Source organism: Nodosilinea sp. AN01ver1 (genome assembly GCF_050565655.1).
Classification (GTDB): Bacteria; Cyanobacteriota; Cyanobacteriia; order Phormidesmidales; family Phormidesmidaceae; genus Nodosilinea.
This window is the reverse complement of record NZ_JBNXVS010000019.1, coordinates 1-26,351: the sequence shown is the minus strand read 5'-3', so window position 1 is coordinate 26,351 and position 26,351 is coordinate 1. Positions and strand designations below refer to the sequence as shown.

The following is a 26,351-nucleotide window of genomic DNA, read 5'->3' as shown; positions in this document are numbered from 1 at the left end:
AATCGCAAATCTAAAATCTAAAATTGTCACTCGGGTACTGTGACCATACGCGACTCAATGCCTTCCCACACCTGCGGCGACACCCGCACCGCTGCCTCTTTGCAGCGAATCATGAGTTCTAAGGTGTAGAAGTAGTCAACAAACTGGCGAGTTTCTTGCGCAGAGAAAACTGGCTGTTTAAAAGGAAAATTTAGATTGCAAGAAAAGCATTCAAGAGTATTATCCAAAAAATACCTGCGTTTCTTATGATATGACCCTGAATCATGAAATTCCTTGTTCAAACTGCTTATAACTATCATAGAGGAGAGGACTGAGTCAATTGCATCTTTCTGGAAAACCTGCAGCTTTTCATATTTTCGGACGATCTCAACGGAGTGATCTAACTTGAGTGCATGATCGCGGATGCGGATTCGAGCAAGATCAAGTATATGGCTAAGATAATGAGAGAATCGCATGTCGACGGCAAGGGCAAGAGCGAGAACAGAAGCGAGATCAAGGGCAAGATCAAGATCCAAGTCAATGTTGATGTCTCGAGCCAGAATTCGAGCAAGAAAGACAGCTAAAGCCCTTTTCTCAAATGCTTTAATATTTCTCGATAAATCGACATTGGTTTCAGCCCAAGTGAACAATAAGCGAAGATTTTTGCTTTTAATATAAGTTTGTGCTTTTTGCTCTATAGCTAATAAGAATTCATCAGCTCCTCGTTTCCCTGGCGCTAGCCCTGCAACAAGTATAAATATCTCTCGCCAATGCTTATCGGTTGCATGATCGCGTACGAGTTGATTGATTTTTTGATTGTCAACGATACATTTGGCAGCCAAGTATTCCTGGAAGGTTAAGTGCGAAAAAGAGTAGGCATTTCTAGCTCTCTCTACCAAGATTCCCTGTTGAACTTCAATTTCCTTTAGTACAGTTTCCGTGTCTAAATGACTCGGTGCGTTTAGGTTTTCTACCAAAAATTCTCGAATTTGCTCGACTAGTCTTTCCTTGGCGAAAAAGAATTGGTCGTCAGCAAAGCTAGTGTAGGCAATCTCAGCTAGCATGTCGAGTTCCAATTCAGCGCTCAGCTCTTGATAAATCGGGTTACGCTGTATCCGCTTTTCAGAGGCCCATTTTCTCAACAGCACATCCAAGGCTTCGCCATAGAGTGCATGGCGCTTTTTAGGGAAATTTTGAAATTCGTCATAGACCACGCAGAGCAGAGTTAGCAACAGCGGGGTTTGGGCGAGTTCCTTGGCTGCTCGATAATCGCTGCTGTTTAGCATTTTCCAGCAGCGTTCGGCGGTTTTAGTTTCGGTATCCCATTCTTTCTGGAACCAGTTTTCGATGAACTGCTCAATCTGCTCATCCTCAAAGGCAGCCATTGCTACATCTTTGAATTGTTGAAAGCCACCGAAGGTATAGGCAGCAACTCGGCAAGAGGCGATATAGCGGTTGTCACTGTAGCGGTCTACTAGGTTTCCGATTTCAGTAATGGCGTGGTTGAGTGTGGCGCTGGGTACTTCGTCCAGGCCATCCAGTAGCACCAGCAGTTGGCCATTGTTCAGAAATAGCTCTGTCAGTGCCTCTGTTTCTGGAAAGCCACAGGTCTCCAGTTCCTCAGCAATCACTGTTTTGATGCTGCGGTCCAGACTATTAAATTGACGCAGCTCTAGCATCACCGGAATGCAGGGGTGTTGGTAAGCCATATCCTGGGACGCACGCAGGTTGCCAGGAGGGGAGCCCGTAACGTTTCGACGGCTCAGGGTTTGCAGGGCTTCTAAGCCCACCTTGCGCAAAAAGGTGGATTTGCCCACTCCTGGCCCGCCTAGCACCATCAAGTATTGCTGTTCGTTGGCAACTTGCAGACCGGGCTTTTTAACAGCTTGTGTAACGTTAAATCCCCGACTGCCGCTTTGGCGGTATTGCTCTTGTAGGGCATCTTCCGATTCAAAATACCGCAGGGCTGAGCGATCTAACAGTTGCACGGCAGTGTAGATTTTATCCAGGCGCACAGGGTTGTCCATGCGCACACAGGCTACTTTTAGGGTGCCGTGGCGCTTAATGTAACGGCTCACATACTCTTTCAGGGCTTTGCGCAGGGCCAGGTTGCGGCCAATGTCCCAATCCAGCTTTTTGAGGGTCTCGGTCCCCTTGTCTTTAACTAATCCTGTAATCAGGCCACCCAGGCCAGCGGCGGCGGCTCCGATCAGGGGTTCAAATCCGGTCATGGTGGGGGCGGGGGTGGCGATTGCCCATTACTATAGCCTGGTGAAAAATGTTACTGCGGTCGATTGGCGGTCATACAGACGTGAAAAGCACCGACTACTTTCGCAACGTCGTACCCCGCAAGCATCCTGAGGTGAGGCTAGAGTGGGTACAGCGAGTGTTAGCCAACCCGATCAAACGAGCTACCCAAGCCAATGGGCGGATTGTTTATTGGGGCAACATCGCTGAGAAAGAGGGCCGGGCCTTGAGGGTTGTTACTCTAGAGGATGGAGAAACCGTTCATAACGCATTCTTCGATCGCAGCTTTTACCGTCGCCAACTTAGGGGAGAAGAACCTCAATGAAGCTGACCTACTTCCCCGATACCGACACTCTATATATTGACCTGGCCGATCGCCCCAGTACTGAGTCAGAGGTGCTGAACGAGAACCTGATTATCGACTTCGACGATGAAGGTCGCCCGGTAGGCATCACGGTGGAGCACTACAGTCAGACCGTAACTACCCCTGCCATAGAAGTGAGTCTGCCAGGGGAACTGCTACCGACATCGGCAGTAAACCAGACCGTCGCTAGGGGCAACGATTAAAATTTACTGGGCGATCGCACCCCAAACCCCCACCCACAACCCGCTATCCTAGATAACGTGCTGCACCCGCTGAGGATTCGATGGATACTAAGGCTTTTAAGCGATCGCTCAACCACTCCGACAAGTACTTTCGCCAGGGGTTTGGCCACGGGGAAGATGTCGCTGGCCAGATGAAGACCGAGTACAACAGCGGGCTGATTCAGGAAATTCGCGACCATAGCTACACCCTCACTCGCGGCGATGTCACCATCAAGCTGGCCGAGTCCTTTGGCTTTTGCTGGGGGGTCGAGCGAGCGGTGGCGATGGCCTACGAAACCCGCCAGCACTTCCCCACCGAGCGCATCTGGATCACCAACGAAATTATCCACAACCCCAGCGTCAACCAGCGCCTCAAAGAGATGGCGGTGGAGTTCATTGAAGTCATCGATGGCGACAAAGATTTTTCGGTCGTCGGCCAGGGCGATGTGGTGATTTTGCCCGCCTTCGGGGCCAGCGTGCAGGAAATGCAGCTGCTCAACGACAAGGGCTGCACCATTGTCGATACCACCTGCCCCTGGGTGTCAAAGGTGTGGAACACGGTCGAAAAGCACAAAAAACGCGACCACACCTCGATCATCCACGGCAAGTACAACCACGAAGAAACTGTCGCCACCAGCTCCTTTGCGGGCAAGTACCTGGTGGTGCTCAATCTAGACCAGGCCCAGTACGTGGCCGACTACATTCTGGGCGGCGGCGACAAGGCCGAGTTTATGGCCAAATTTGGCAAGGCCTGCTCCGCCGGGTTTGACCCCGATACCGACCTCGATCGCATCGGCGTTGCCAACCAAACCACCATGCTCAAGGGCGAAACCGAGCAAATCGGCAAACTCTTTGAGCACACTATCTTGAAGAAGTTTGGCCCCCAGGCCCTCAACGACCATTTCCTCAGCTTTAACACCATCTGCGACGCCACCCAGGAGCGCCAGGATGCCATGTTTGAGCTGGTGGATGAAAAGCTCGACCTCATGGTGGTGATCGGCGGTTACAACTCGTCAAACACGACCCACCTGCAAGAGATTGCGATCGATCGCAGCATTCCTTCGTACCATATCGACAGCGCCAGCCGCATTGGCCCCGGCAACCGCATCGAGCACAAGCTGCTGCACAGCGACCTGACGGTGACTGAGAACTGGCTGCCCGATGGCCCCATCACTGTCGGCGTTACCTCTGGCGCGTCAACCCCCGATCGCTCAGTCGAAGACGCGATCGAGCGCATCTTTGTAATCAAAGCCGCCACGGCGATGGTCTAGGCCAGGTGGGGGCTGGCTCCGGGCTACGGCGCGAACCCTTGCGTGTCAGCGCAACCTCATGACTATTGGAGCATTACTATTGATAGAAGTACTCAACCGATGTCTACGGCTGGCGCTATGACCACCACCGCTACTCTCAAAGACAAAATTTTAGAAGAGCTAGACGACCTGTCTGCGGAAACCCTGACAGAGATTTTGGCTTACGTCAAATCTCGTAAACCATCAGTTGAAACCGCCAAAGACTCCGCAATTTGGCAAGCCTATCAGCGGTCTAAGCAAAAGCGTGCTGAGGTTTATCGTCGTCTTGCTGACTCCTAATTTTCTCAACCGAGACGATGTTTTACTGCTTCATGTCGACCAAATCGAGAGTTTTGGCGGTACTCCTGGAGTGCGCGATGAGGGACTGCTCGATTCTGCTCTGGCTCAACCAAAGGCTACCTTTGGCGGTGAGCTGCTGCACCCAACCTTAGCGGAGCAGGCCGCGGCATACCTGTACCATTTGTCGCGAAATCATCCTTTTGTTGATGGCAACAAGCGGACAGCCTTTGCGGTAATGGATACATTTTTAGAGGCCAATTGTTACAGCCTGACCCTTAGCGATAACGAAGCCTACGACCTGGTGATGCGGGTGGCGCAGGGGCAGGTGGATAAGGCAACTCTGGCAGCAATCCTGACGGATGCTTTAGCATCGCAACCCTGAGCGGCATCGGCGACGTGGCTCGGCTTTGGCGCTTCGGTAAGCTTCGTTACGCCTCGGCTGGGGCTAATTTTGAGGATGGTAGGATAGCGGGGGCAAACGCCACATTACCCTCAAAATCCTCCAGATTAGCCTCCAGGAGCACCCATGCCACCGAAAATGCTGCGCAATTTCTCGTTTGGGGCGATCGCCCTCGTTTCAGCCAGCACGCTGGCGGTTGCCCCAGCCCTGGCTCAGGAGACTCGCCCCCTAACCGAAAACCCCACCCTCATTCGAGGCTGTCGGCAGCTCAACCAGGCGGCTGAAGTGTTCGACAACTCTACTCTGGGGCCAACCGCTAACCGCCTTGGTACTTTGGCGGCGGGTACGCGGGTTACGCTAACCGGGGTCATCAGTACGGGGCGGGCGCAGGTCTTTTTGGGCGGCGGCACGCTGTCTCCCATCCAGCCGGTGGGCTGGCTCAACGCGTCTAATCTCGGCCCCTGTGGCGGCAATCCGCCGCCGCCCACGGGAGCCTGCTTCAGGGCCGATACGGCTCTGGTGGTCAGGTCTGGGCCTTCGACCGGGTCGGCTACGGTGGCGGGCTACAACCAAAACGATCTGGTCAGGGCCAGCACCAACCCACCCACCCAGCAAACCACCAGCGACGGTCGTCGCTGGATGCAGGTGCGGATCTACGACGGCAGCCTGGGCTGGATTGCCCGCACCGGCCCCAGTGGGCTGGGCAGCAACGTGACTCCCACCAACTGTCCTTAACGAGAGACTGCGCCCAGGTTTGAGGAGTACGCAAGCAAACGGCTGTTTGTCCTGGAGCAATGCGCCCGGCGATCGCGCCGCCACTGCATTCCCTCACCGCGACTTCGGTAAGGGAATGAATCAGGCTACTCTGGAATAGAACACCTGTTCCGCGTCCATGGCCCCACCTCAGCCTAAATCGATTGCCTCTGGCATGGCCCTGACCGCCGAACAACAGGCAGCGTTGGCGGCGCTAAATGCCTTTGTGCAGGGCACCGAAAAGCTCTACCTGCTGACGGGCTACGCGGGCACGGGCAAAACCACGCTGCTGCAGGTGTTTGTGAACGGGCTGCGCGATCGCGGCGACGATCGCCCCATTGTGCTGAGCGCCTTTAGCAACAAGGCCACCAAGGTACTGGCGACGATGGCGGCTCAGTGGCGGCTCGATATCGACGCTATGACCTGCTGCAAACTGCTGGGCCTGCGCCCGGTGATCGACGAAGAAAACGGCAAGCAGGTGTTTGCCATCGATCGCCAGCAGGCCAGCCAGATCGATCGCTACCGGCTGGTGATTGTCGATGAGTGTTCGATGATCAACCAGGAGCTGTGGGAGCTGCTAATCAATGCCGTGTCGAATTTGTACCGGGGCACCCAAATTTTGTTTGTGGGCGACCCGGCTCAGCTGCCCCCGGTGAATGAGCCCGAGTCGGCCTGCTTTCGCCAGATTATTCACAAATCGCAGCTCACCGAGGTGGTGCGCTACGGCGGCGCGATCGCGGTGATTGCCGAAGACATTCGCCGCCACCTGGAGCGCGACTCGCTGCCCCGCTTTACCAGCGACACCAACGCTGACAAGACCGAAGGCTGCTTTGTGCTGCCCCGCCGCGCCTGGCACGACCTGCTAATTCGCGCTTTTACGAGCCCCGCCTACCAGCAAAACCCCGATCAGGTGCGGGCGCTGGCCTACACCAATCGCCGCGTCGCCCAGCTCAACCACATCATTCGCAGCGCCATCTACGGCCCCAATGCCAGCCGCTTTGTGCCGGGCGAGCGGCTAATCGCCGTCAACCCCTGCCTTCAGGAAGAGACTATCGTATTACCCACCTCTGCCGAGTGCGAGGTGATCCACATTGCCCGAGGTCGCGAAGGCGAGTGGCCCCTGTGGATTTTGGAAGTCGAAACTGAGGCGGGAGACTTTAAAGCGCTGCGGGTGCTGCACGAGTCGGGCCAGGCCGAGTTCAAAGCCAGGCTCGACTTTTTAGCCAAAGAAAAGCGCTGGATGGAATTTTGGGACTTGCAGCAGCGCTTCCACACCGTTGACTACGCCTACAGCCTCACCATCCACAAAAGCCAGGGATCCACCTTTCAGGACGTGTTTGTGGATGTGCCCTCGATGGCGGCCAACCGCAACGTAATTGAGCGCAACCAGCTCTGCTACGTCGCCTTCACCCGTGCCGCTAAGCGGCTGTTTTTGTACCAGTGATTGCCCTAAAAGATGCCCTGTAGACGGTGCATCGCTGCGCGGATGCACCCTACCCACTACCCATCTACCCACCTACCCATCCACTCACCTACCCTACTCCCCCAAATCCCGAATTACCACCTCATCCCCCACGGCTAGGCCCAGCTCAGCGGCGCGCCCGGCCCGTAGCTCAATCACATGATCGACGAGTTGACGGCCGGGGCCATAGGTAGGGCAGGGGTCAGCGGTGCAGGGAGGAGCCTCCGCCAAACCCACGATTTGCCCCTGGTACACAAACACCATATCTAGCGCTACGGGCACGTTTTTCATCCAAAAGCTGACCGGACGAGGCCGCCCCATGGGAAACAGCATGCCGCGATCGCCGGGCAGAGCGCCGCGGTACATCAGCCCCATCGCCTGCTGCTGAGGGGTAGTAGCCACTTCCAGAAAAATGTCTTCACCGCCCAGGGTTGTCACCGCCGTGACGGCGAGCTGCTGGCCGCGAGGATCAGCCATAGGAACCTCGGTCGTGGTGGGCGTAGAGGAGGTAGTTTCAGCGGGAGAGGCCGGAGCCGTAGTCGAAGGCGCTGGCCCGCATCCGGTCCCCAGCACCAGGGCGCTTAGCACCAGGCTCCACATCACGCCTGGCTTGATGCGAGAAGACCGATGTAGAGCCACCAAACCAGCAAAACGATAGGCCATAGAGAAACCAAGAGAAATCAACGGCGAATACACAGCCAGAGCGATACTATTCTAGTCGCTCGCTAGGCGGATGTTTTCCTTACCCATCCACCCATGCACCCATCCACCCCTTCGACTTCGCTCAGGGACCATCCCCCATCCACCCATTCACACCTACCCACTAACTCTCCCGCAGCACATACCCCACCCCCCGCACCGTCTGAATCAGCCGCTTGTCGTCTTCGCCATCAATTTTGAGGCGCAGGTAGCGCACATACACTTCGATCACGTTTGACTCGCCGACAAAGTCGTAGCCCCACACGTTTTCGAGAATTTGCTCGCGGGGCAGCACCTCGCGGGGGTGCTCCATCAGGTATTTCAGCAGCTCAAACTCTTTCATGGTTAGCTCGATCAGGCGATCGCCCCGCAGGGCATGGCGGTTCTCTACATCCAGCGTCAGGTCGCCAAAGCGCAGGTTTTCGCTGTCGCCGGGAGTAGACTGCAGGTAGAGCTGCACCATTCTTAAGAACGCATCGGCCCGGTAGGGCTTGAGAAAGTAGTCGTCGGCCCCGCACTCCAGGCAGGCCACCCGATCTTCGAGGCTCTCTTTGGCCATCAGCAGCACAATCGGCGCTTTGATGCCCTGGCTGCGCAGGGTCTGGCACAGCACCAGCCCCGACTCGCCCCCCAGCAGGCGATCGACTACCACCAGGGCCGGGGTGCTCTCGGTGGCCAGGGCGAGGCCAGCTTTCGCACTACTGGCCACCACCGGATGGTATCCGGCCTCCTGCAGGTCAAACTCCATCTGGCGAGTTTGGCCTTCATTGGTGCCAATCAGTAGAATATAGGTGCCTTTGTCGGTAGTACTTGTGCCCATAGAGGTGTCTCAGCGTCCTAAAGCGATTCGTGCAACGGTTCGCAGAGTTTAGATTGCCGACCCGCTCGACAAAGTAAGGCGATTATAGCGTGACACCCGGCCAGATTCGGCCCTGGGGGCTGTCACCTACTGTGGGCGACTGGCTGCTGACTGGCTCAGCCATGACGAAGCCAGTTTCTCAAGCGTTTAGGCCCCAACCATCACGTGCCCCAAGGTGTGCCAGAGCGCGCCACAATAGGCCGATGTTTCTAACTGAAAGCAGGTCTTTTGGAGGCGCATTTTGCCCTAGGGTAAACAGGCCGTGTGTCTATTGTTACTGTTGTTAACACAGACAAAATCCCTCACGAAATCTTCCCTTTGCATCTCAGTTTGGTGTGTTAGATTGGGCATAATTTGCTGCTAGAACCTATATCACATGACACTTGCAAAGCGCGGACTAATCCTGGGTGCAACCGCTGTCGCGGTGGCTGCGGTAACTGTAACTGGCGCCGGGATTCACCTGTCCCAGAGCAAGGCCTTCTTTGAAGAAAGCCCCAAAGAATTGATTGATCAAGTTTGGCAGCTGATTGATCGCAACTTTGTCGATGCCACGTTCAATCAGGTCGACTGGGATGCGGTGCGTACCGACTACCTGGGGCGTAACTACACTAGCCAGGAAGAGGCTTACGGCGCTATTCGCGAGATGCTGGAGAAGCTCGAAGATCCCTATACTCGCTTCATGGATCCAGAAGAGTTTCGCAGCATGCAGATTGACACCTCCGGCGAACTGACCGGGGTTGGTATTCAAATTTCCCAGGATGAGGAGACCAAAGACATCGTCGTGGTCGCGCCCATCGAAGATACCCCCGCCTTCGATGCGGGTATTCGCCCCCAAGACGTAATTTTGGCCATTGACGGCGAATCGACTGAGGGCATGGAGCTCAACGACGCTGTCAGCCGGATTCGCGGCACTGTTGGCTCGGAGGTAACCCTCACCATTCGTCGGGGTGAGCAAGAGTTAGAGGTACCTCTTGTCCGCGCCCGTATTGAGATTCATCCGGTGCGCTACAACGTTCAGGCTGGCCCCGAGGGAGAGGTGGGCTACATTCGCCTGACCCAGTTCAGCGCCAACGCCGCCGAAGAAATGAGCGAAGCCATTGAAGATCTCGAAAGCCAGGGGGTAACGGGCTACATTCTCGATCTGCGCTCTAACCCCGGTGGACTGCTGTACTCCAGCATCGACATTGCTCGCATGTGGCTCGACGGCGGCACCATTGTCTCAACGGTAAACCGTCAGGGCGTGGTGGACGAAGAGACTGCCAACAGTCGTGCGCTCACCGATAAGCCACTGGTGGTCATGGTTGACGGTGGATCGGCCAGCGCCAGCGAAATTTTGTCGGGGGCGCTACGCGACAACGAGCGAGCTCTGCTGGTGGGCACGCGCACCTTTGGTAAGGGGCTGGTGCAGTCGGTGCGCAGCCTGGGCGATGGGTCTGGGGTCGCCATTACGGTAGCTAAGTACCTCACCCCCAACGGCACCGACATCAACAAGCACGGTATTGATCCCGATATTTCGGTTGAGCTAACTGAAGAGCAGCAGGAAGAACTCTCGACTAATCGGGAGGCGATCGGTACCGAAGCCGATCCTCAGTTTGCTGAGGCTTTGCGGGCGCTGGGCACCGAAATTCAGGAGGCCCGCGCTGGCGACAATGTCACGACTGCCCCAGGCAACTAGCCGAACTGTCGGTCAATAATCAGTCAAAATCATCTGCGAAGGTCTGAGCTACGGCTCGGGCCTTCGTTTTTGGCTGGCTCGCAGCGGGTTGCCCCCCAGCACCAGCAGCACCAGGGCCGCCAGCAGCATACCGGCCGCGACGCAAAAGGCCAGCAGCACCCCAAAGGGCATCTCTATCGACTGCAGATTGAGCAGCCGAAAGGAGACGGAGGTGGCATTTTGAACGGCGATGATGGCGATCGCAACTATCCAGATAGCGGGCACTAGAGCCAGTAAAAGTCGAATCATGGAACAGTCTCGCTGGGCGCGGGGTGATCAGGGTTGCCAAGACCCAAGGGCGTTGGGTAGTATAGTCAACTGGGCTATACGAGAAAAATCATGGCAAAACGGGTACAGGTAGTTCTCACAGAAGATATTCGCAAGCTGGGCTATAACGGCGACCTGGTAGAGGTGGCTCCTGGCTACGCACGTAATTATCTTATCCCCAACGGGAAGGCAGTGCGCACCACCCCCGGTGTGCTGAAGCAGGTAGAGCGTCGGCGCGAGGCGCAAAAGCAGCGGCTGCTCGAGATTAAGCAGGAGGCTGAAGCCACCAAGACAGCCCTCGACACCATCGGTATGTTCACCATTCAAAAGCCGGTGGGCGAGAACGAGGCCATTTTTGGTACCGTCACCTCTGCCGACGTGGCCGATGTGATCAAGTCGCTGTCGGGCAAAGAAGTCGATCGCCGCGATATTTCGGTGCCCGACATCAACAAGCTGGGCGAGTACCAGGCCGAGGTGAAGCTGCACCCCGAAGTGACCGCCATGGTGAACCTGCGCGTGATTGCCGAGTAGGTCTCTAGCCCTAGCGTCTCGCTACCCATCTATTCTCGCTGAAAACCTCTGAGGCAGGCCCTACGCCAGGGCACCTGCCTCAGAGGTTTTCAGCTTTAATCAATCCCCCCGCCTCTATACCTCCTCACCCCCTCATCTACCCCACCCCATTACCCGTCCACTCGCCTACCCATCTACCCACCCACTCCCCTCCCCCCAGATCGACTACAATCAACCCATCCCCAACATCTAGCGCTTTATCCGATCAAAAGGTTCAGCCCTAGCGCCCCCAGCACCATGGATACCCCTCGACTCCATCCCGACACGATTGAAGCGGTGCGCGATCGCGCCGATATTGTCGATGTGGTCTCCCAACACGTGGTGCTCAAGAAGCAGGGCAAAGATTTTGTCGGCCTGTGCCCCTTCCACGAAGACAAGTCGCCCAGCTTTAGCGTCAGCCCCAGCAAGCAGTTTTACTACTGCTTTTCCTGCGGGGCGGGGGGCAACGCCTTTAAGTTTTTGATGGAGCTGAACAAGCGCTCGTTTGCTGATGTGGTGCTCGATCTGGCTCAGCGCTACCAGGTGCCGGTGACAACGCTAGAGCCCGCTAAGCGCCAGGAACTGCAGCGGCAGCTCACCCTGCGGGAGCAGCTCTACGAAATTCTGGCGCTGACGGCAAAATTCTACGAGCACGCCCTGCAGCAGATCGACGGAGCCCCGGCCCTGGCCTACCTGTACGAGCGCGGGCTGAGCGACGCCACCATTCAGCAGTTTCAGCTGGGGTTTGCGCCGGGGGGGTGGCAGACCCTCTACGGCTACCTGGTCGAGCAAAAGCATTACCCGGTGGGTCTGGTCGAGCAGGCGGGGCTGATTGTGCCTCGGCAAAAGGGCGATGGGTTTTACGACAGGTTTCGCGATCGCCTGATGATTCCCATTCGCGACGGGCAGAGCCGGGTGATTGGCTTTGGCGGCCGCGCTCTGGGCGACGAAAAGCCCAAGTACCTCAACTCTCCCGACACCGAGCTGTTCGACAAGGGCAAAACCCTCTACGGGCTGGACCTGGCCCGAGCGGCGATCGCCAAAGACGACCGGGCAATTGTGGTCGAAGGCTACTTCGACGTAATTGCTCTCCACGCCGCTGGTTTAGAAAACGCCGTCGCCGCTCTGGGTACGGCCCTGAACGCTGCTCAGGTGCGTCAGCTGCTGCGCTACACCGAATCGAAGCAGATTTTGCTCAACTTCGATGCCGATGCCGCCGGAGTAAAAGCTGCCCAGCGGGCGATCGGCGAAGTCGAAGAGATGGCCTACCGGGGCGACGTGCAGCTGCGGGTGCTGAACATTCCCGACGGCAAAGACCCCGATGAGTTTTTGCGGCAGCACAGCGCCGCCGACTATCGCGCCCTGATCGAGGCCGCCCCCCTCTGGATTGACTGGCAAATTCACAACCTGATCAGCGGCAAAGACCTGCGCCAGGCCGACCAGTTTCAGCAGACCAGCCAGGCGGTGGTCAAGCTGCTCAGCGACATTGCCAACGCCGACACCCGTACCCACTACGTGCGCTACTGCGCCGAAATTTTCAGCAACGGCGACAGCCGCCTGGTGCCGCTGCTAGCCGAAAACCTGGTCACCCAGGTGCGTCGCCAGCGCCGCACCACCTCCTCAGACGCTCCCCAGCGATTGGCTCCGGCAACCACCCCCAGCGCCAGTTCCCTAGAGCAGGCCGAAGCCTCCCTGCTGCGAATTTTTCTACACGCCGCCGACCACCGCGACGAAATTCGCCAGGTGCTTGAAGACCGCGACCTGCAGTTTAGCTACTCCCACCACCGCGCCCTGTGGCGGCAGATGCAGCGGCTGCTGACCGAAAACGAAGGCCCCCGCGTCGATTTAGTCGGCCTGCTGCGCAACCAGCTGGCCGACTCTGGCCTGGCGACAACGCCCCTACAAACCCTCATGCACCTGAGCGAAAAGACCAAGCGCGACGTGCTCCGCGCCCCGCTGATTATCCGCGCCGCCGCCGCCTGTATGGAAAAGAACCTCTGCGAAAAGCGCTACCGCCACTTTCTCGCCCTCTGGGAAAAGACCGACTGCACCACCGCCCCCGACCAGCTTGCCGAATACCAGCGCCAGATCTACGCCGAAAAGCGCCGCATCGAAGCCCTCGAAAAAGATCGCCAGGTCACCTTCGAAGACCTGGCCACCATGCCCTGGGTTGGTGAGCAGTACGACTCCCTCGATCGGTAGGGCGATTTTAGATTTGCGATTTTGGATTTTGGGTGTTGCTGGTTTGAGGTATGAGATGGTTCAGGGCAAACGACCGTTTGCCCCGACAGGCGGTGTTGAAACAGGCAGAAACATGCCCCAAACCCCAGGGTTTACAGTTGCCAAAAGCCCAATTTGCAGCACAGAGGTTTAAACCGATGCTCGATCGCTCCTTTCCGTGAGGTGCAGGACGACGGAACGTCCTGCTCGACGGGGGTCTGGGGCCAGCGAAATGGCCCCAGCAGCAGATTTGGCTTTAACCTCAATTGTGCGCCGCGATCGCCTTTACTTTTGTCTAGGTAAGGGTGGGCAATGCCTACCCTACGATCTACAGCCATGAAGTGGTGCACTGCTTCGCGAGTGCACCCTACGATTTTCTGCCCAAGTTGAGGGTGAGCATTGCCCACCCTACCGAGCGCTATCCTGAACGAAGTTTCTGACAAAAGCACACCCATGCCCAAAGTGGTTATCGTTGGCGCTGGCCCCACCGGGGCCACCCTGGCCCTGCTGCTAGCCCAGCGCGGCGTCCCCGTCACCCTGATCGAAGCCGCCCGCGACTTTAAGCGCCAGTTTCGCGGCGAAGCGCTAATGCCCAGCGGCCTCGACGCCCTGCACCAGATGGGGCTAGATGCCCTGCTGCAAAACGTCCCCCACCGCCCCCTGAGCGCCTGGGAATTTTGGCTCAGCGATCGCCGCCTCTTCCGCGCCGACGAGCCCTTCGGTTCAGCCCGTCCCTGCACCCTGGTTTCTCAACCGCCGCTGCTAGAAGCCCTGGTGCAAGCCGCCCAGCACCAACCCAACTTTGAGTGGATAGCCGGAACGGCCGTGAAAGAGCTGCTGTGGCAGAGCGATCGCGAAGCCTGCCAAGACGATAACCGCGTCGCAGGAATTCACCTCACCGACGGTCGCACCCTCAAGGCTGACCTGGTGATTGGGGCGGACGGTCGCGCCTCCGCGATTCGCCAAAAAGCCGGGCTCACCCTAACAACCCAGCCCAAGAGTATTGACGTGCTGTGGTTTAAGCTGCCTGCGCCCCCCAGCTATGAGGCCGACAATCGCTTTTGTACTGTAGTCAAGGGCGGGCGAGTATTCAGCCTCTTCCACGGCGCAGAGGAAGGTAAGCTGCATCTGGCCTGGGCCATCTCGCCAGATGAACCCACCGAGCAAAAAGACTGGGCCACCACCTTTGCCGCCCTGGTGCCGCCGGAGCTGGTTGAGCATTTTCGGGCCGTAGGGGATCAGATTTCATCGCCCCTGCGGCTTTCGGTGTTGGTGGGTCGCTGCGATCGCTGGTACTGCCCCGGTCTGCTGCTGCTGGGCGATGCCGCCCACCCCATGTCGCCCGTGCGCGCCCAGGGCATCAACCTGGCCCTGCGCGACGTGATCGCTGCCGTCAACCACCTGGTGCCCGTGCTACAGCAGTCTGAAGATTCGGCTACAGCGGCGATCGATCGCGCCCTGGCCCGCATCCAGGCCGAGCGCGAGCCTGAAATTGTTCAGGCCCAAAAACTACAGGCCCACGAAGCCAGTCGGGGAGAACTGCTGCGCCGGTTTGGGGTTTTGCGCCAGGGGCTGAGTGCGTTTGCGCCCCTGGTTGGCCCTCTGGTGCAGCGGGTCTGGACCCAGCAGCAGCAGCCCCTGCGCGAGGGCATCACCCCGGTGCAGCTGGAGGTTTAAGGAAACTCCCCTAGGCACCGCCGCTGCTGATTACACCGACGAGCTGAAGCAGATAGATCGAGGCAAAGACCGCAAAGAAGCCGCCTGCCAGCACCGTTGCCCAAAAGGTAAACGCTGAGGGTTTAAGGCCGTCGGGCAGCATGCGGTGGTTGAGATAGAGAGTAAGCCCCGTCACGATGGGAATGTGGGCTGCTTCGATGCCACCCGCCGTTTTAAGCAACGCGACGGGTTCGCCAAACCGCAGGTAAACGGCAATGGGGAGACCGGCCAGCAGCGTCACAATGTAGAACTTGCGCAGAAAATTTTCGTTCGTCCAGCGGCCACCGCCGCCAAACCCCTGCACCAGAATCTGGGTGCCATCGGCAAACATGCGGCCAAAGCCATCCTGCACCGACATCGCTGTGCTGCAAAAGGTGACAAAGACAATCGCCACCATAAACCAAAAGCCAAACGGTCCCCACAGGTCGCCCAGCAGGCTGCCCAGGGTTTCGGCAACCTGGTTTTCCTGAGGTACTAGCCCCTGGGGCTGTAGCAGCTCGGCCCCTAAAATTAAGAAGGCCAGCGCGGCCAGCAGGGCCCCAATCACGGCCAGCGTGTTGGAAAACGTCATGAGCTTGAGCCAGCCCCGCAGCCGCCGCCGCTGGTCGTCGTCGATTTGATCAAAGTATACCGGGGTTTCTCGCTGGGCGGTGGCAGCGCCGTAGCCCCTGGCCCCTACCCAGTAGGAGTACCACATCAGCCCGGCGGCCCCAGCTAACATAAACCCCAGCCAGGGCAGCACTTCCTGGTACTTCACATCAGTGGGAATCTGCGGCACTAGCCCGCTGCTGAGACTGCCCAGATTGGGGAAGACAAAAATAGCGGCTGCCACAACGGCCAGCGTGCGGCCAATGCCAATGTAAGACGATACGGTTTCAACGCCGTCGTACTGCCCCAAAAATACAATCGCAGCCGTAACCAGAATAATAATTACCGTCCACATTTGAACGGTGCCGCCGGTACCTAAAATTAGGGCCGTGGCTGCCGCGCCCGCCATGCCCGCTACGGTTGAAATAGCCACCACAAATTGGGGCACCAGAATGAGCCAAATAGCCCAGTTTTTAGGGCCGGGCAGTCGCTTAAAGCCTTCTAAAATAGTGATGCCGGTGCAGACGGTAAACCGCCCAATTTCGCGGTTGATAAACCATTTGAGCACGACCGCTGCTACCAGTGCCCACAGCAGAGCGTAGCCGTAGAGAGCCGCAATGCGTGGGGTAAAGAGCAGTTCTCCTGAACCCGCTGCCGACAGCATCCAGATGAAGCTGGGGCCAAGCCATTTGAGCCAGTCTTTGCCCTCCGGCGGCTGAGGTATGTTTTGCGACTGATCAGCGCTGGTCTGGCTGGCGCTGGTGGGGGTGGTGCTGGTCTGGTCAGGCGATCGCAAAGGTTGAGAACCACTCATTTTAAATGTTGCTCTTGGGGGTGCTCTTGGGGAATCGATAATGGATAGGGCAGAAAAAATGCGACGGACTCAGACTGGGTGACAGCCAGAGACCATCGCATCTTGCTTAAGCTGGCTGAAGTGCTGCGGTCTGCCGCTAGTCTTCGGGAATGGCCGAAGGATAGATGCCTGTGGCTACCAGAACCGGCTTGTTGCTGTATTCAGCTTCTAGCTGTTCCTGCAGTTCTAGATCCCAGCCCAGGTCGTAGTCGCGCTCAAAGTCGGTGACCACAAAAGGACGCAGCGTGCCGGTGACGGCTACTTCTTCACCGTCTGCGATCGTAGGTAGCTCGGCCGCAGGCTGGTCAGCCCCGTCTCTAGGTGTGGCGTAGATGACCAGCAAGTCTTCCGCACCTAAGAGCTGATCTTCATCCAGTGTGAAGGCGGCCCCACTCTGGATATCTTCCACTTCGCCAGTTACGGCTAGCGTTTCGCCGTAGTATTGCTCAGGATCGCTGGTGATTTCGCCCGGTTCAGGAGCCAGCGCAATTGATTCGGCAATGATGGCAGGTTGCTCTTCGTACTCTGTGTAAAGGGCAGGATCCAGGGTTAGATCAAACTCTCGTTCGACATCTGCAATTACGAAGTTACGCACTTCCCCAGTGACCTGCACTTCAACGTCGTCTTCTGGCAGCAGCAGGGGCTCGCCTGAGGCGTTGATGACCAGGATGGGCTCACTGCCAAAGAACTGCTCATCGCTGACGGTGAAGGAGTTATCGCCTACTTTCTCAACCGGCTCACTCCTGACGGTGACGGTTTGACCGATGTAGCCTTCGGTATTTTCGGTGATTTCCTCGGTTTGCACATTGGTTGTGCCGTCAGAGGTTTCGGTTTGGGGGGCATTTTCGGCACAGGCACCCATCAGTCCAGCAATTAGACCGAGAGCAAGGGTGCTCCGAACAAATCTCTGCTTTTTAAAAGAACCATTGGATGGCTTGTCGTTACCGAAACCAATTTCTTTGCTAGTTGGCCGAACCATAATTGTCTACTCCAAATTTCAACACGACTATCGCTGAAAAGTTGCCCTGTAAAATACCTTGTTGGCGATTTTAGAGGCAGAGTTTTTAGCGCATTGCATTCACTGCTTGTGTCGATAGTCGATACGTTACTGCTATCGCCTAATCACTCTTTTAGTTCAACACCGTTATAGTTGAATATAGGGGTATATGCCGTCCGTCAAAAAGGTAGGAATGGGGTCTGTCTTTAGATAGAAAAACGTGCATCTGTATTGTCGTTGCTAACTCAACTCAAGCCCAACAATGACGTTCTGGCCGTAGAAAAATGTCAGGCCCAATCGGGACTGACCAATTGAAATCTACAGAATAGTTTTGGCGGTTGACCGGGGCTGTTGCAGGGCCGCCAGGGCTGTTTGGTACTGCTTTTCTACGGTTTCTATGTCTTGTTGGTGATTGAGGTTTTGCTGGCTGCTCTGCCAGATGGCCTCAAGATGCTGCTGCAGCACATAGCGCTGTTTGAAGTGGTGGGTAAACGGGGCGATCGCCGCGATCGCCGCGATCAGCCGACCCATCACCACGCTGTCGGCGCTGCCGTACTGACGAATTTGGCTAAAGGCGGTGTCGGCCAGGGTCTCAAACTTGACCGGAGCGGCAATCACCCGCAGGGTGTGCGACTGGTCGTAGCGGTAGGGCGACGGCAGCTCGCGTCCGGCCAGCCGCGCCAGCCCCTCGGCCAGGCGATCGATACAGCGAATGGCGGTAAATGGGTCATTGACGGCGGGAGACAGCGCCCGCAGGGCAATTTCGACCAGCTGCTCGATCGGAAAGGCTACATTCTGCTGCTTGGTCAGTTCGCGGCCCATGACAAAGGCTCGATTAATTTGCTTTGCGGTGGCCGGGGTGATGCGATCGGCTGGATAGGCCATCACCAGAGGGCTATTCGTCATGACAAAATCACCCGGAAAGGCCTGTACTCGCAGCACCAGGTCTTCAGCGCAGGCCACCTGCATCAGGGTTTCGGTCTCAATGGCCTGCATGTAGCCGGTTTGCTCAGACCGCACGGGGCAGGCCACGGCTTCAAAATCGGTCGGAACATCCTTGGCCCCCTCGTCCTGCTGGTCGAAATTGCGGCCCAGGGTTTCTGGAAACAGGCGGTCGGTGACCTGCTCTAGGTCGTGGCTGACATCGACAATTACGTGGGACGCCTGAATGATGGTGGAGGCGTGGTGAATAAAGTAAATCAGCACCGCAATACTGATCATGGCTAGCAGAACCCCCACCGTCACCGACAGGTGGGGCACAAAGAGCTGATAGTCTTCGCCTCGAATAGTGCGCAGCACCAGCAGGCAATAGATAAAGGTGGCAATAAAGGTGCCCAGCACGATCTGGTTGCCCTGATCCTGCATGAAGTTGCGCAGCAGTCGCGGCCCAAAATGGGATGAGGCCAGCTGCAGCGCCACGATGGTAATCGAAAATGCGGTGACAGCCACCGTGACCATTGACCCCGCGATCACCGACAGCACGGCCCGTGCCCCCTCGGCCCCTCCCTGGTAGATCCAGCCGAAGGCGCTGGTGTTGCTAATGTCAATGGCGCTGGAGCGATCGATGGCCAGCAGGGTAAAAGCCAGGGCGATCGCCCCAGCGGCCATCAGCGACGGCAAAAACCAGTAGCTCGATCGCAGGTTATCCCAAAATTTACTGAGCTTAAGGTGTTTCATTGCAGCCTGGTTGCCAAGCCATCACGACTCCTTAGCGGCTTGGCCGTTGCGAGTAGAGCGGGCCAGCTGGCGCAGCGAACCGCCGATGCTGCGCGGCTTTGGGGCCTTGCCTCGACCGGCGGGCCAGCCTTCGCGCTGACGGGTGCGATCGCCGTCGGTTTCCTCGGTCTGGTCGTGGAACAAAATTTGCTGGGTGGGGAAGGGCATGTCAATGCCGCTGGCCGTCAGCTTATTTTTAATGTTGATCAGCACCTGGTCTTGCAGGTCGAGCACCTCAGCTCGGCGGGGCGGCTGCACCCACCAGCGGGCGCGCAGGTTGACCGTGCTGGCGGCCAAATCGACCACGATTACGTCGGGAGCGGGGTGGGCCAGCACGCCGTCGGTGTCGTGCACGGCTTCTAAAATTAAATCTTTAGCGGTTTCAATATCGTCGCCGTAGCCGATGCCGACGTCATACTCCAGACGGCGGTTTTCAAAGGCTGTGTTGACCAGCACCGAGTTGGTAAACAACTCCGAATTGGGAATCACAATCCGGCGACCGTCGTAGGTTCTAATGGTAGTGGCGCGGGTTTCAATGTTCTCAACCGTGCCTTCAAAGTCTTTAAAAATAATTTGATCGTCGATTTGAAATGGCTCGGTCAGCAAAATTAAAATACCGGCCAGAAAATTTTGCAAAATATCGCGAAAAGCGAAGCCAATAGCCACTCCGCTAATGCCCAGGAGCTGAACTAAGTCTCCGGCTTTCAGGGAAGGAATAATAATTGATAGGGCGATAAAAAGACCAATGAGAACAGTAGTACCCTGGGCCAAACGCCCCAGAACCAGGCCTACATTGCGAGTTCGCCGCTGCCGCTGAGTTAGTCGTCTAACCGTTGTGCGGATGCCTTTGGCAACAAAGAAGAAAATTAAGAAAACAAGGATAGCCAGGACGACATTGGGCAACAGAGCCAAAAAACCATTGGCCATCGACTGAATTTTTTCCCAAACGGCAGAGTAGTCTAAATTCATGAAAATTGATCACTAGTCTCTCCGCCAGCTTATAGAGAGATCACGGGCTTGACCTCTATCCACAGCGGGTTAATTGGCTGAACGGGGCGCTTCTAAGACGTTGATGCTGACCAGAGGTGTCACATCAAACCCCTGATCGAGCAGATGAGCCTGAATTGCCTGGGTCAACTCAGCCTGAATTGTCTCGGCGGAATCACGATTGCCGGACTGGCGCTGCACGTAGATCTCCGACAGCAGCGTGTTTTGGCCCGCAATGTTGGCACGAGTAAACCGCGCTGTTGACTCCACTAGCTCGACCTGGGGAAATTGTTGAATGACGGTTTGCACTTCGGCATTGGCCCGCTGGGCGCGACTGGAGCGCTGCAAGCTAGGTGGGTTTGTCAACTGCCAGGTAAGCAGGGCGGCGATCGCGATCGCACTCATGCCCAGCGCCGTCGGAAACACCCCGCGCTTGCCCCGCTGGTAGCGTGCGCCCTGGGTGGAGAGCCCAAAGGTGCGAAACAAAATCGCCGCCGCCAGGTTGATGCCGCCCAGCTGCAGCAGCAGTAAAAACACCCCGTTGACGACCATATCCCAGCGGCCAATGGCCATCGACATGCCGATAATGCCCGCCGGGGGGGCCAGCGAGGCCGCCACCAGCATGCCGGTGGCCGTGCCCGACACCAGACTGCTGCGCTCCGACTGCACCAGGTTGACGGCCCCCGCTGCCCCCGCCGCCAGCGGCAGCAGCACCGCCACCGCCGAAATCTGGCTGTTCTCGATCATCAGCGGGGTGGCAATCTGCTGCTGAAACACCAGGCTGAGCAGGGCGGCCACCACAATGGTGACCAGCAGGGCGGCAAAGTAGCGCAGCACGCTGCGACCAACCAGGTGGCGATCGCCCCGAGCCGAGGCGATCGCTGTGTTCATGGCGGGTCCGGCGAAGGGGGCGATTAGCATGGCCGCTACCAGCAGGTAGTTGGTATTCGTGTATAGTCCAATCCAGACGACCACGCCCGCGATCGCGGCGTAGCTCAAAAATCCTTTCCACGAGCCCACGCTCTGCAGCCCGGCCAGAAAAATCTCGATCGGGCTGCGTTCCTCCACCTGAGTGACCTGCTCCGCCGCCTGATCGGCGGGGGGGTGCAGCGCCATGACCCCCCGCGGCAACAGGGTAACGTTGAGGTCAGGCAGGTCTTGAAGCGCCCCCAGTAGCGGCTCCACCCGCTGATTGGAGACATGCACCAGCACAATGTCCTGAGGGGCATCGCCCATGGTCTGCCACTGGGCCAGGTTAGTGCCCTGGCAGGCCTGGGCCTTTTGCAGCACGGTTTTGCCGCAGCCGCTAGGCACTTGAATTAGCAGTTGGCGCATGGTAGGTACTGGGTTAGAAATAGCTCAATCACGTTTTCATCCTGCTGATGAGTGGCTGGTGTGGCATCGCCTGTGGGGCTGGCCTGCAGGAAAAATATTTGCTGCGGCGCAATCTACTGACTGTGCTGACGCCCGTAGAGCTTAGTCAGCGGAACAGCCGTGATGCCGTGAACCAAAATCGACAGGCAAACCACTAGGCTGCCGACGGTCCAGGCTTGCTCTAGACCAGTTTCTTTAAGCGCCACAAATGCGTAGAAGACAGCGGCGGCCCCCAGCGGCCCAAACCAGCCCACAAAAAGAGCATCCTGAAGCGGCTGCAGCTGGCCCAGCAGGGGACGCACCAGCAGCACCGCTGGCAGCCGTCGGAACGCTAAGATGGCGATCGCGAGGCCAACCCCTTGCCAGCCCAGGGCTAGCCAGCTTTGCCAGGGCAGAGACAACCCCAGCAGCACAAAAATGTACAGGGTAAAAAAGCGATCGATCACTTCCTGAACGTTTTCTTCTTCGGCGCGCTCCTGGGCTCCCACCGCCCAGTCCAGCCCTAGTCCAGCCGCAAAAACGGCCAGGATGCCGTTGCTCCCGGCCAGGGATACTCCGGCTAAAACCAGCAGCGTCAGCCCCAGGGTGAAGGTCAAAAAAGAAGCCTTATCGGCGGTAGCCTTGACCTCTGACCAAACCAATAATTTACCGGCTCCGTAGCCCAGCAGGGTACCGATGACAACGGCACCCCCAACTTCCCACAGCAGCGTGGTAAAAACCCAGTGGCTCAAGGCGTCGCCCAGGGGGCGATTTAGCAGCAAAATCGTCAGCATGACAAAGGGCAGAGCCATGCCGTCGTTGATGGCCGACTCAGTAGCCAGGGCGTGGCGAATGCGCGGGGGCAAATGCCGCTCAGCGATGACGCCAGTGACGACCGCCGTAGAGACAACCGGGTCGGTGGGGGTCAAAACCGCCCCTATCAGCATGGCCACTCCAAACGGCACTCCTAAGATCCAGTAGACCAGTAGGCCGCTGGTCAGCCACATCAGGGGCATGACCAGTCCTAGCAAGATCGCCAGAGTGCGCCATTGCTTAAAGGGGTATCGGCGCGGAATGCGCAGGGCGACAGCCATCAGCTGAATGGCGATCGCCAACCGTGCCCCCTGTTCTAAAATGCCGTCTGGGTTACCCCAGTGGGCGAGATCGATCCAGCCGAGCACCGCCGGGCTCAGCAGCACCCCGACGGCCAGGGCCACAATCGGTTCTGTCAGGTACAGTCGCTGTTTGAGAACGGTCGAAAACAGGCCTAACGACGTCACCAAAAGGCCCACGGCAAGGAAGGCAATGTCAATCTCACTGGCACTGAGATAGTCCATGGGCGATAAGAATTTAAGCAACGGGCGATCGCCCCAAAGGCTTGAGAGCTAGGGCGAATTTGGCTACAGTCCAGTCGAGAGCGCTGGTCTAAGACGCCTGTCTGGGAAGGGTAACGCACCCTTTGCCTCTGCCGGATGGGATTTTGAGCCGAAGCGTTTGAACGGGGATGGTTGACTTCAGCTCAGCTATCAAAAGACAACGACCGACACTGCTAGCCTGAGCCTATTTTGAGCCATTCACTCAAGCGTGGCCTCTTTCAAGGGGAATGCGTCTATCCCCTTAGCAGGAGGGAGATTGGCAGGAGGGAGATTGGCAGGAGGGAGATTGGCAGGAGGGAGATTGCCTGCGGTCAGCACCTCACCGGAGCTGGCGACTGTGGCGGGCCAGCACCCACAGCGACAGTCGCTCTAGCAAAACCAGCGTGGCGGTAATGCCTACCGCTAAGCCAAACAGCACCAGATTGCTCTGGTTGCCGCTCCGCAGCGCAAAGCTCAGCGACGTCGCCACCGCAGGCGGGTGAACCACATCCAGCACAATCATCAGCACAATGGTCGCCACCATGGCCAGCCCGCCCGACGGGTAGCCAGACCCCAGCATGGTGTAAGTGACAAAGCCCAGACCCGCCGCCATCAGCTGCGAGACCAGCAGGGTGCGCACCGAGTTGGTGCCGTGCTGCGGGTCAAGGTAGATCAAAAAGGCGCTGGAGGCCAACGATGCAAACAGCAGCCGCTGCTGGCTGAGCGCCTCGACCAGGGCCAAAACCGCTAAAACTACCGCCGTTGGGGCGATCGCCAGGGCAAATTCTCCCCTCAGGTCGAGCCGTCGGCGCAGGGCGCGATTGGCACCCTTGATGGGCTTCAGGCTCTCGCGGTCTTGGCTCATGGCTATTTTTCAGGCTGGTGACGGCAGGCTCCGCACATCGATCGTTTAGTCAAGGCCCAGCTCGCGCTTGAGCAGGTTGATCGACTTTTCGCCAATGTAGTTGTCGCACACCACCAGCTTGGGCGGCCGAATCAGGTCTTCGCGGGCTTCGGCGATCGCCTCTTTGACCGCTGGCAGGCTGGCCTCGTCAAACACCACAATGGTCTGGGCGCTGTGGATGACCGAGTTGAGCTTGTAGGTGTCGTCGGTTTGGGCCGACATCAGCAAAATTTCGTCGCCCCGCAGGCTGTAGCTAATTACCTCCGCCGCCCGCAAAATGCCGGTGCTGACGCTGACCATGCCCAGACAGGTGCCCTTGGGCAGATCCTTCAGCAGGCCCAGCTCTTTTTTGTAGTCGTAGATATCGACCGGAATCACCCGCACCGACTTGGGTGCGGCGATCGCCTCCGCCTCGCTAATGAAGTAGCGACTGGTGACCACCGTGCCCGAGCGGGTCTGGGCCAGAATGGTGTCGAGTTCTTCCAGCGGCACCAGCTGCACCGGAATGTGCAGCGCGCTCTCTAGCTCGCGCACCATCAGCTGCCCGGCACCGATGTCTTGACCGGGGGCGGTGACCAGCACCCGAGCGCTACAGCGCAGCCGCCAGTCGATTTCGGCCAAAAATAATTCTCGCGCCTGGTTGAGCGAGCAGCCCTGGCGCAGCAGCTCGTCTAGCCCGGTTTCAACCACGTCGCGAGCCTGGGGAAACTCGGCCCACAGCAGCGTTTGGGGCCGGGCGCTGTCGGTGCTGTTTTGCTCGCGCACGTAGATGCCGGAGCCGGGCATGGCCTCGACTACGCCGGCGTCTTCAAGCTGGCGGTAGACCTTGCTAATGGTGTTGCGGTGCAGCCCCGTCTGCATAGCCAGCTGACGGGTGCTGGGCAGGCGGTAGCCGGGCGGGTACTGTCGCGATGCGATCGCAAACCAAATCTGGTCGTAAAGCTGGGTTGACGCCGGAATCTCGCTGTCGGGCTGAATGTGAAACTGCACCACCAAACTACCTCCCGGCTGTCGCTAGACAACACGATTTCAATAATCTCAGTCTATATACACCGGCCATACTGCTAATTTAGGACGAATTTTAGAAAAGTCGCCGGGTTCTGGCCCCTCCGCGGCGGCAGCCGCAATGATTTTTGACAATTTGCTGACAATTAATATTGTGACGATTGTAGATCGCCTCATCCAGGTTGGGGGATTCGGACGTGGAGGTATCTATTTGCGAGACAGCCCGTTTGGCAGGACAGCCCGTTGGGTGGAATCGCTGCCTCGGCGGCCCCACCAGCCCAGGCAGAATGCCTCCCCCACCAGCGCTAAAGTAAACGTGACGACTATGGGCAGCCTGGCCATGACATCTCTAGTGCGTACCGAAACCATCACCATCTCTAGCGGTGATACCGACATTTTGGCCTACCTGGCCGCCCCCTCGCGCCCCGGCCGATTTGCAGCCGTGGTGGTGCTTCAGGAAGTATTTGGCGTCAACAGCCACATTCGCGAGGTGGCCGAGAGAATGGCTGGGGCGGGCTACGTGGCGATCGCGCCCCACATCTACCACCGCCAGGCCCCCGGCTTTGAGGTGGGCTATGGCGAAGAAGACTTAGCCCTGGGCCGCCAGTACAAGCAGGGCACCAAGGCAGACGAGCTATTGATGGATGTGCGGGGCGCGATCGCCTACCTCTACAGCCAGGGCAACGTGATCCCTGACGGGGTGGGCTGCATTGGCTTTTGCTTTGGCGGCCACGTCGCCTACCTGGCCGCCACCCTGCCGGAGGTAAAGGCCACCGCTTCTTTCTACGGTGCAGGCATTGCCACCCTGACCCCCGGCGGCGGCGAGCCCACCCTCAGCCGCACCCCTGAGATCATCGGCACCCTCTACGGCTTCTTTGGCGAAAACGACGGGCTGATTCCGGCCCAGGAGGTCGACCAGATTGAGGCGGCGCTGAGCGAGCACGGCGTTCCCCACAAAATTTTCCGCTACCCCGGTGCCAGCCACGGCTTTTTCTGCGACCAGCGATCCAGCTACAACCCCGAGGCCGCCCGCGACGCCTGGGAGCAGGTGCTGGAACTGTTTAAGAGCACGCTGCCTGCTGCTCACCCATAGCTGCTACACCATCAGTAACAGAATCCTGGCGCTGCTCTATCAGCGGACTGAGGTTGTCCTTCAGCGGCTCAGGCTGAAGCTGGCTGCGGTTTATTTTTCGTAACTATTGCCTCTGTAAGCGATGTCATAAATAAAAATCTCATCCGTGTCTGTTCTAATTTGAAAGATAACGCGAACCTTGCCGACGCGAATTCTAGAAAACTGTTTCAGCTCTCCCTTGAGCTTTTTGATGTCTAGTTCTTCGGGCGGATAGATCTTCTGGGTCTCAAGGCAGGTCTTAAGAATCCCTATTTTTGCCAAAATAGAGCCGCGAAGCTTGGGTTCTAGTTGTTTTATACTAAATCCGGATAACATACCCCCGAAAGGATCGGGCTCTTCATGCGGGCCACCAGTGATAGTTGGTCAAGGCTTTAATCTCGGATTGCATTGACAGCAAGGTGCGGCAGCGAGCCTCAAGGACA

24 protein-coding genes are annotated in these 26,351 nt (G+C 57.6%); 12 read left to right on the top strand and 12 right to left on the bottom strand.

Annotated elements, in window-relative coordinates; all coding sequences use genetic code 11:
• Positions 1-26 precede the first annotated feature (26 nt).
• Positions 27-2,210, bottom strand: a complete 2,184-nt coding sequence (locus tag ACQ4N7_RS15570) for an NACHT domain-containing protein (RefSeq protein ID WP_430712422.1) — start codon at positions 2,208-2,210, stop codon at positions 27-29.
• 80 nt (positions 2,211-2,290) lie between these two features.
• On the opposite strand from ACQ4N7_RS15570, the gene ACQ4N7_RS15565 reads away from it, so the two are divergent.
• From ACQ4N7_RS15565 to ACQ4N7_RS15535, 7 genes are all read left to right on the top strand, one after another.
• Positions 2,291-2,551: a hypothetical protein gene (locus ACQ4N7_RS15565; RefSeq protein WP_430712421.1), complete on the top strand. Its 261-nt coding sequence runs from the start codon at positions 2,291-2,293 to the stop codon at positions 2,549-2,551.
• Complete coding sequence (locus tag ACQ4N7_RS15560) at positions 2,548-2,793, top strand: DUF2283 domain-containing protein (protein WP_430712420.1); 246 nt, start codon at positions 2,548-2,550, stop codon at positions 2,791-2,793. The genes ACQ4N7_RS15565 and ACQ4N7_RS15560 overlap by 4 nt, the downstream gene beginning before the upstream one ends.
• An 80-nt stretch (positions 2,794-2,873) precedes the next feature.
• Positions 2,874-4,082 carry a 4-hydroxy-3-methylbut-2-enyl diphosphate reductase gene (locus tag ACQ4N7_RS15555; RefSeq protein ID WP_430712419.1) on the top strand — a complete coding sequence of 403 codons (1,209 nt, stop codon included), beginning with the start codon at positions 2,874-2,876 and terminating at the stop codon, positions 4,080-4,082.
• A gap of 117 nt (positions 4,083-4,199) precedes the next feature.
• A complete protein-coding gene (locus ACQ4N7_RS15550; RefSeq protein WP_430712418.1) occupies positions 4,200-4,400 on the top strand; it encodes a DUF2281 domain-containing protein in 201 nt (66 codons plus the stop codon).
• Entirely contained in the window at positions 4,387-4,782 is a 396-nt protein-coding gene (locus ACQ4N7_RS15545) for a type II toxin-antitoxin system death-on-curing family toxin (RefSeq protein ID WP_430712417.1), read from the top strand. The genes ACQ4N7_RS15550 and ACQ4N7_RS15545 overlap by 14 nt, the downstream gene beginning before the upstream one ends.
• Positions 4,783-4,926: 144 nt before the next feature.
• Positions 4,927-5,535 carry a hypothetical protein gene (locus ACQ4N7_RS15540; protein ID WP_430712416.1) on the top strand — a complete coding sequence of 203 codons (609 nt, stop codon included), beginning with the start codon at positions 4,927-4,929 and terminating at the stop codon, positions 5,533-5,535.
• A gap of 157 nt (positions 5,536-5,692) precedes the next feature.
• Positions 5,693-6,997, top strand: a complete 1,305-nt coding sequence (locus ACQ4N7_RS15535; RefSeq protein WP_430712415.1) for an ATP-dependent DNA helicase — start codon at positions 5,693-5,695, stop codon at positions 6,995-6,997.
• A gap of 93 nt (positions 6,998-7,090) precedes the next feature.
• On the opposite strand, the gene ACQ4N7_RS15530 is transcribed toward ACQ4N7_RS15535, so the two are convergent.
• Together ACQ4N7_RS15530 and nblR are read right to left on the bottom strand one after the other, a co-directional pair.
• On the bottom strand, positions 7,091-7,678 hold the full coding sequence (locus ACQ4N7_RS15530; protein WP_430712414.1) for a DUF192 domain-containing protein: 588 nt from the start codon (positions 7,676-7,678) through the stop codon (positions 7,091-7,093).
• Between the two features lie 160 nt (positions 7,679-7,838).
• Positions 7,839-8,534 carry a response regulator transcription factor NblR gene (nblR, locus tag ACQ4N7_RS15525; protein WP_430712413.1) on the bottom strand — a complete coding sequence of 232 codons (696 nt, stop codon included), beginning with the start codon at positions 8,532-8,534 and terminating at the stop codon, positions 7,839-7,841.
• 415 nt (positions 8,535-8,949) lie between these two features.
• On the opposite strand from nblR, the gene ctpC reads away from it, so the two are divergent.
• The gene (gene ctpC, locus ACQ4N7_RS15520) at positions 8,950-10,248 is read left to right on the top strand and encodes a carboxyl-terminal processing protease CtpC (RefSeq protein ID WP_430712412.1); all 1,299 of its coding nucleotides are present in this window, start codon (positions 8,950-8,952) and stop codon (positions 10,246-10,248) included.
• A 48-nt stretch (positions 10,249-10,296) separates the two neighbouring features.
• Here the strand turns inward: ctpC and ACQ4N7_RS15515 are convergent, their stop codons facing one another.
• A complete protein-coding gene (locus ACQ4N7_RS15515; protein WP_430712411.1) occupies positions 10,297-10,536 on the bottom strand; it encodes a lipopolysaccharide assembly protein LapA domain-containing protein in 240 nt (79 codons plus the stop codon).
• A 90-nt stretch (positions 10,537-10,626) separates the two neighbouring features.
• On the opposite strand from ACQ4N7_RS15515, the gene rplI reads away from it, so the two are divergent.
• The 3 genes from rplI (at position 10,627) to ACQ4N7_RS15500 (ending at position 15,000) form a co-directional block, all read left to right on the top strand.
• A complete protein-coding gene (gene rplI / locus ACQ4N7_RS15510; RefSeq protein WP_430712410.1) occupies positions 10,627-11,085 on the top strand; it encodes a 50S ribosomal protein L9 in 459 nt (152 codons plus the stop codon).
• 276 nt (positions 11,086-11,361) lie between these two features.
• Complete coding sequence (gene dnaG / locus ACQ4N7_RS15505; RefSeq protein WP_430712409.1) at positions 11,362-13,305, top strand: DNA primase; 1,944 nt, start codon at positions 11,362-11,364, stop codon at positions 13,303-13,305.
• Positions 13,306-13,776: 471 nt separating this feature from the next.
• The gene (locus tag ACQ4N7_RS15500; protein ID WP_430712408.1) at positions 13,777-15,000 is read left to right on the top strand and encodes an FAD-dependent oxidoreductase; all 1,224 of its coding nucleotides are present in this window, start codon (positions 13,777-13,779) and stop codon (positions 14,998-15,000) included.
• 10 nt (positions 15,001-15,010) lie between these two features.
• Here ACQ4N7_RS15500 and ACQ4N7_RS15495 read toward each other — a convergent pair whose 3' ends face one another.
• The 8 genes from ACQ4N7_RS15495 to ACQ4N7_RS15460 all read right to left on the bottom strand — a co-directional run bounded on the left by ACQ4N7_RS15495 (position 15,011) and on the right by ACQ4N7_RS15460 (position 24,785).
• A complete protein-coding gene (locus ACQ4N7_RS15495; RefSeq protein WP_430712407.1) occupies positions 15,011-16,441 on the bottom strand; it encodes an Nramp family divalent metal transporter in 1,431 nt (476 codons plus the stop codon).
• A gap of 136 nt (positions 16,442-16,577) precedes the next feature.
• Positions 16,578-17,342, bottom strand: a complete 765-nt coding sequence (locus ACQ4N7_RS15490; RefSeq protein WP_430712406.1) for a hypothetical protein — start codon at positions 17,340-17,342, stop codon at positions 16,578-16,580.
• 453 nt (positions 17,343-17,795) lie between these two features.
• A complete protein-coding gene (locus ACQ4N7_RS15485) occupies positions 17,796-19,154 on the bottom strand; it encodes a DUF2254 domain-containing protein (RefSeq protein ID WP_430712405.1) in 1,359 nt (452 codons plus the stop codon).
• 21 nt (positions 19,155-19,175) lie between these two features.
• Positions 19,176-20,162, bottom strand: coding sequence for a mechanosensitive ion channel family protein (locus ACQ4N7_RS15480; protein ID WP_430712404.1), 987 nt, complete (start codon positions 20,160-20,162; stop codon positions 19,176-19,178).
• A gap of 69 nt (positions 20,163-20,231) precedes the next feature.
• Positions 20,232-21,515, bottom strand: coding sequence for a DUF389 domain-containing protein (locus tag ACQ4N7_RS15475; RefSeq protein WP_430712403.1), 1,284 nt, complete (start codon positions 21,513-21,515; stop codon positions 20,232-20,234).
• Positions 21,516-21,628: 113 nt separating this feature from the next.
• A complete protein-coding gene (locus ACQ4N7_RS15470) occupies positions 21,629-22,870 on the bottom strand; it encodes a cation:proton antiporter (protein ID WP_430712402.1) in 1,242 nt (413 codons plus the stop codon).
• A 358-nt stretch (positions 22,871-23,228) separates the two neighbouring features.
• On the bottom strand, positions 23,229-23,753 hold the full coding sequence (locus ACQ4N7_RS15465) for an HPP family protein (RefSeq protein ID WP_430712401.1): 525 nt from the start codon (positions 23,751-23,753) through the stop codon (positions 23,229-23,231).
• A 45-nt stretch (positions 23,754-23,798) separates the two neighbouring features.
• Positions 23,799-24,785 carry a GntR family transcriptional regulator gene (locus ACQ4N7_RS15460; RefSeq protein ID WP_430712400.1) on the bottom strand — a complete coding sequence of 329 codons (987 nt, stop codon included), beginning with the start codon at positions 24,783-24,785 and terminating at the stop codon, positions 23,799-23,801.
• Between the two features lie 352 nt (positions 24,786-25,137).
• Between ACQ4N7_RS15460 and ACQ4N7_RS15455 the strand changes: the two genes are divergently transcribed.
• Entirely contained in the window at positions 25,138-25,890 is a 753-nt protein-coding gene (locus tag ACQ4N7_RS15455) for a dienelactone hydrolase family protein (protein WP_430712494.1), read from the top strand.
• The last annotated feature ends 461 nt before the right edge of the window (positions 25,891-26,351 follow it).

Excerpts from the sequence above, each read along its gene's own strand:
- ACQ4N7_RS15495 (WP_430712407.1), bottom strand. The coding sequence starts at position 16,441 with ATGAGTGGTTCTCAACCTTTGCGATCGCCTGACCAGACCAGCACCACC.
- ACQ4N7_RS15555 (WP_430712419.1), top strand. The coding sequence starts at position 2,874 with ATGGATACTAAGGCTTTTAAGCGATCGCTCAACCACTCCGACAAGTAC.
- ACQ4N7_RS15535 (WP_430712415.1), top strand. The coding sequence starts at position 5,693 with ATGGCCCCACCTCAGCCTAAATCGATTGCCTCTGGCATGGCCCTGACC.
- ACQ4N7_RS15465 (WP_430712401.1), bottom strand. The coding sequence starts at position 23,753 with ATGAGCCAAGACCGCGAGAGCCTGAAGCCCATCAAGGGTGCCAATCGC.
- ACQ4N7_RS15570 (WP_430712422.1), bottom strand. The coding sequence starts at position 2,210 with ATGACCGGATTTGAACCCCTGATCGGAGCCGCCGCCGCTGGCCTGGGT.
- ctpC (WP_430712412.1), top strand. The coding sequence starts at position 8,950 with ATGACACTTGCAAAGCGCGGACTAATCCTGGGTGCAACCGCTGTCGCG.
- ACQ4N7_RS15480 (WP_430712404.1), bottom strand. The coding sequence starts at position 20,162 with ATGAATTTAGACTACTCTGCCGTTTGGGAAAAAATTCAGTCGATGGCC.
- rplI (WP_430712410.1), top strand. The coding sequence starts at position 10,627 with ATGGCAAAACGGGTACAGGTAGTTCTCACAGAAGATATTCGCAAGCTG.
- ACQ4N7_RS15515 (WP_430712411.1), bottom strand. The coding sequence starts at position 10,536 with ATGATTCGACTTTTACTGGCTCTAGTGCCCGCTATCTGGATAGTTGCG.
- ACQ4N7_RS15455 (WP_430712494.1), top strand. The coding sequence starts at position 25,138 with ATGACATCTCTAGTGCGTACCGAAACCATCACCATCTCTAGCGGTGAT.
- ACQ4N7_RS15500 (WP_430712408.1), top strand. The coding sequence starts at position 13,777 with ATGCCCAAAGTGGTTATCGTTGGCGCTGGCCCCACCGGGGCCACCCTG.
- dnaG (WP_430712409.1), top strand. The coding sequence starts at position 11,362 with ATGGATACCCCTCGACTCCATCCCGACACGATTGAAGCGGTGCGCGAT.
- ACQ4N7_RS15470 (WP_430712402.1), bottom strand. The coding sequence starts at position 22,870 with ATGGACTATCTCAGTGCCAGTGAGATTGACATTGCCTTCCTTGCCGTG.
- ACQ4N7_RS15475 (WP_430712403.1), bottom strand. The coding sequence starts at position 21,515 with ATGCGCCAACTGCTAATTCAAGTGCCTAGCGGCTGCGGCAAAACCGTG.
- ACQ4N7_RS15485 (WP_430712405.1), bottom strand. The coding sequence starts at position 19,154 with ATGAAACACCTTAAGCTCAGTAAATTTTGGGATAACCTGCGATCGAGC.
- ACQ4N7_RS15530 (WP_430712414.1), bottom strand. The coding sequence starts at position 7,678 with ATGGCCTATCGTTTTGCTGGTTTGGTGGCTCTACATCGGTCTTCTCGC.
- ACQ4N7_RS15540 (WP_430712416.1), top strand. The coding sequence starts at position 4,927 with ATGCCACCGAAAATGCTGCGCAATTTCTCGTTTGGGGCGATCGCCCTC.
- ACQ4N7_RS15560 (WP_430712420.1), top strand. The coding sequence starts at position 2,548 with ATGAAGCTGACCTACTTCCCCGATACCGACACTCTATATATTGACCTG.
- ACQ4N7_RS15550 (WP_430712418.1), top strand. The coding sequence starts at position 4,200 with ATGACCACCACCGCTACTCTCAAAGACAAAATTTTAGAAGAGCTAGAC.
- nblR (WP_430712413.1), bottom strand. The coding sequence starts at position 8,534 with ATGGGCACAAGTACTACCGACAAAGGCACCTATATTCTACTGATTGGC.
- ACQ4N7_RS15490 (WP_430712406.1), bottom strand. The coding sequence starts at position 17,342 with ATGGGTGCCTGTGCCGAAAATGCCCCCCAAACCGAAACCTCTGACGGC.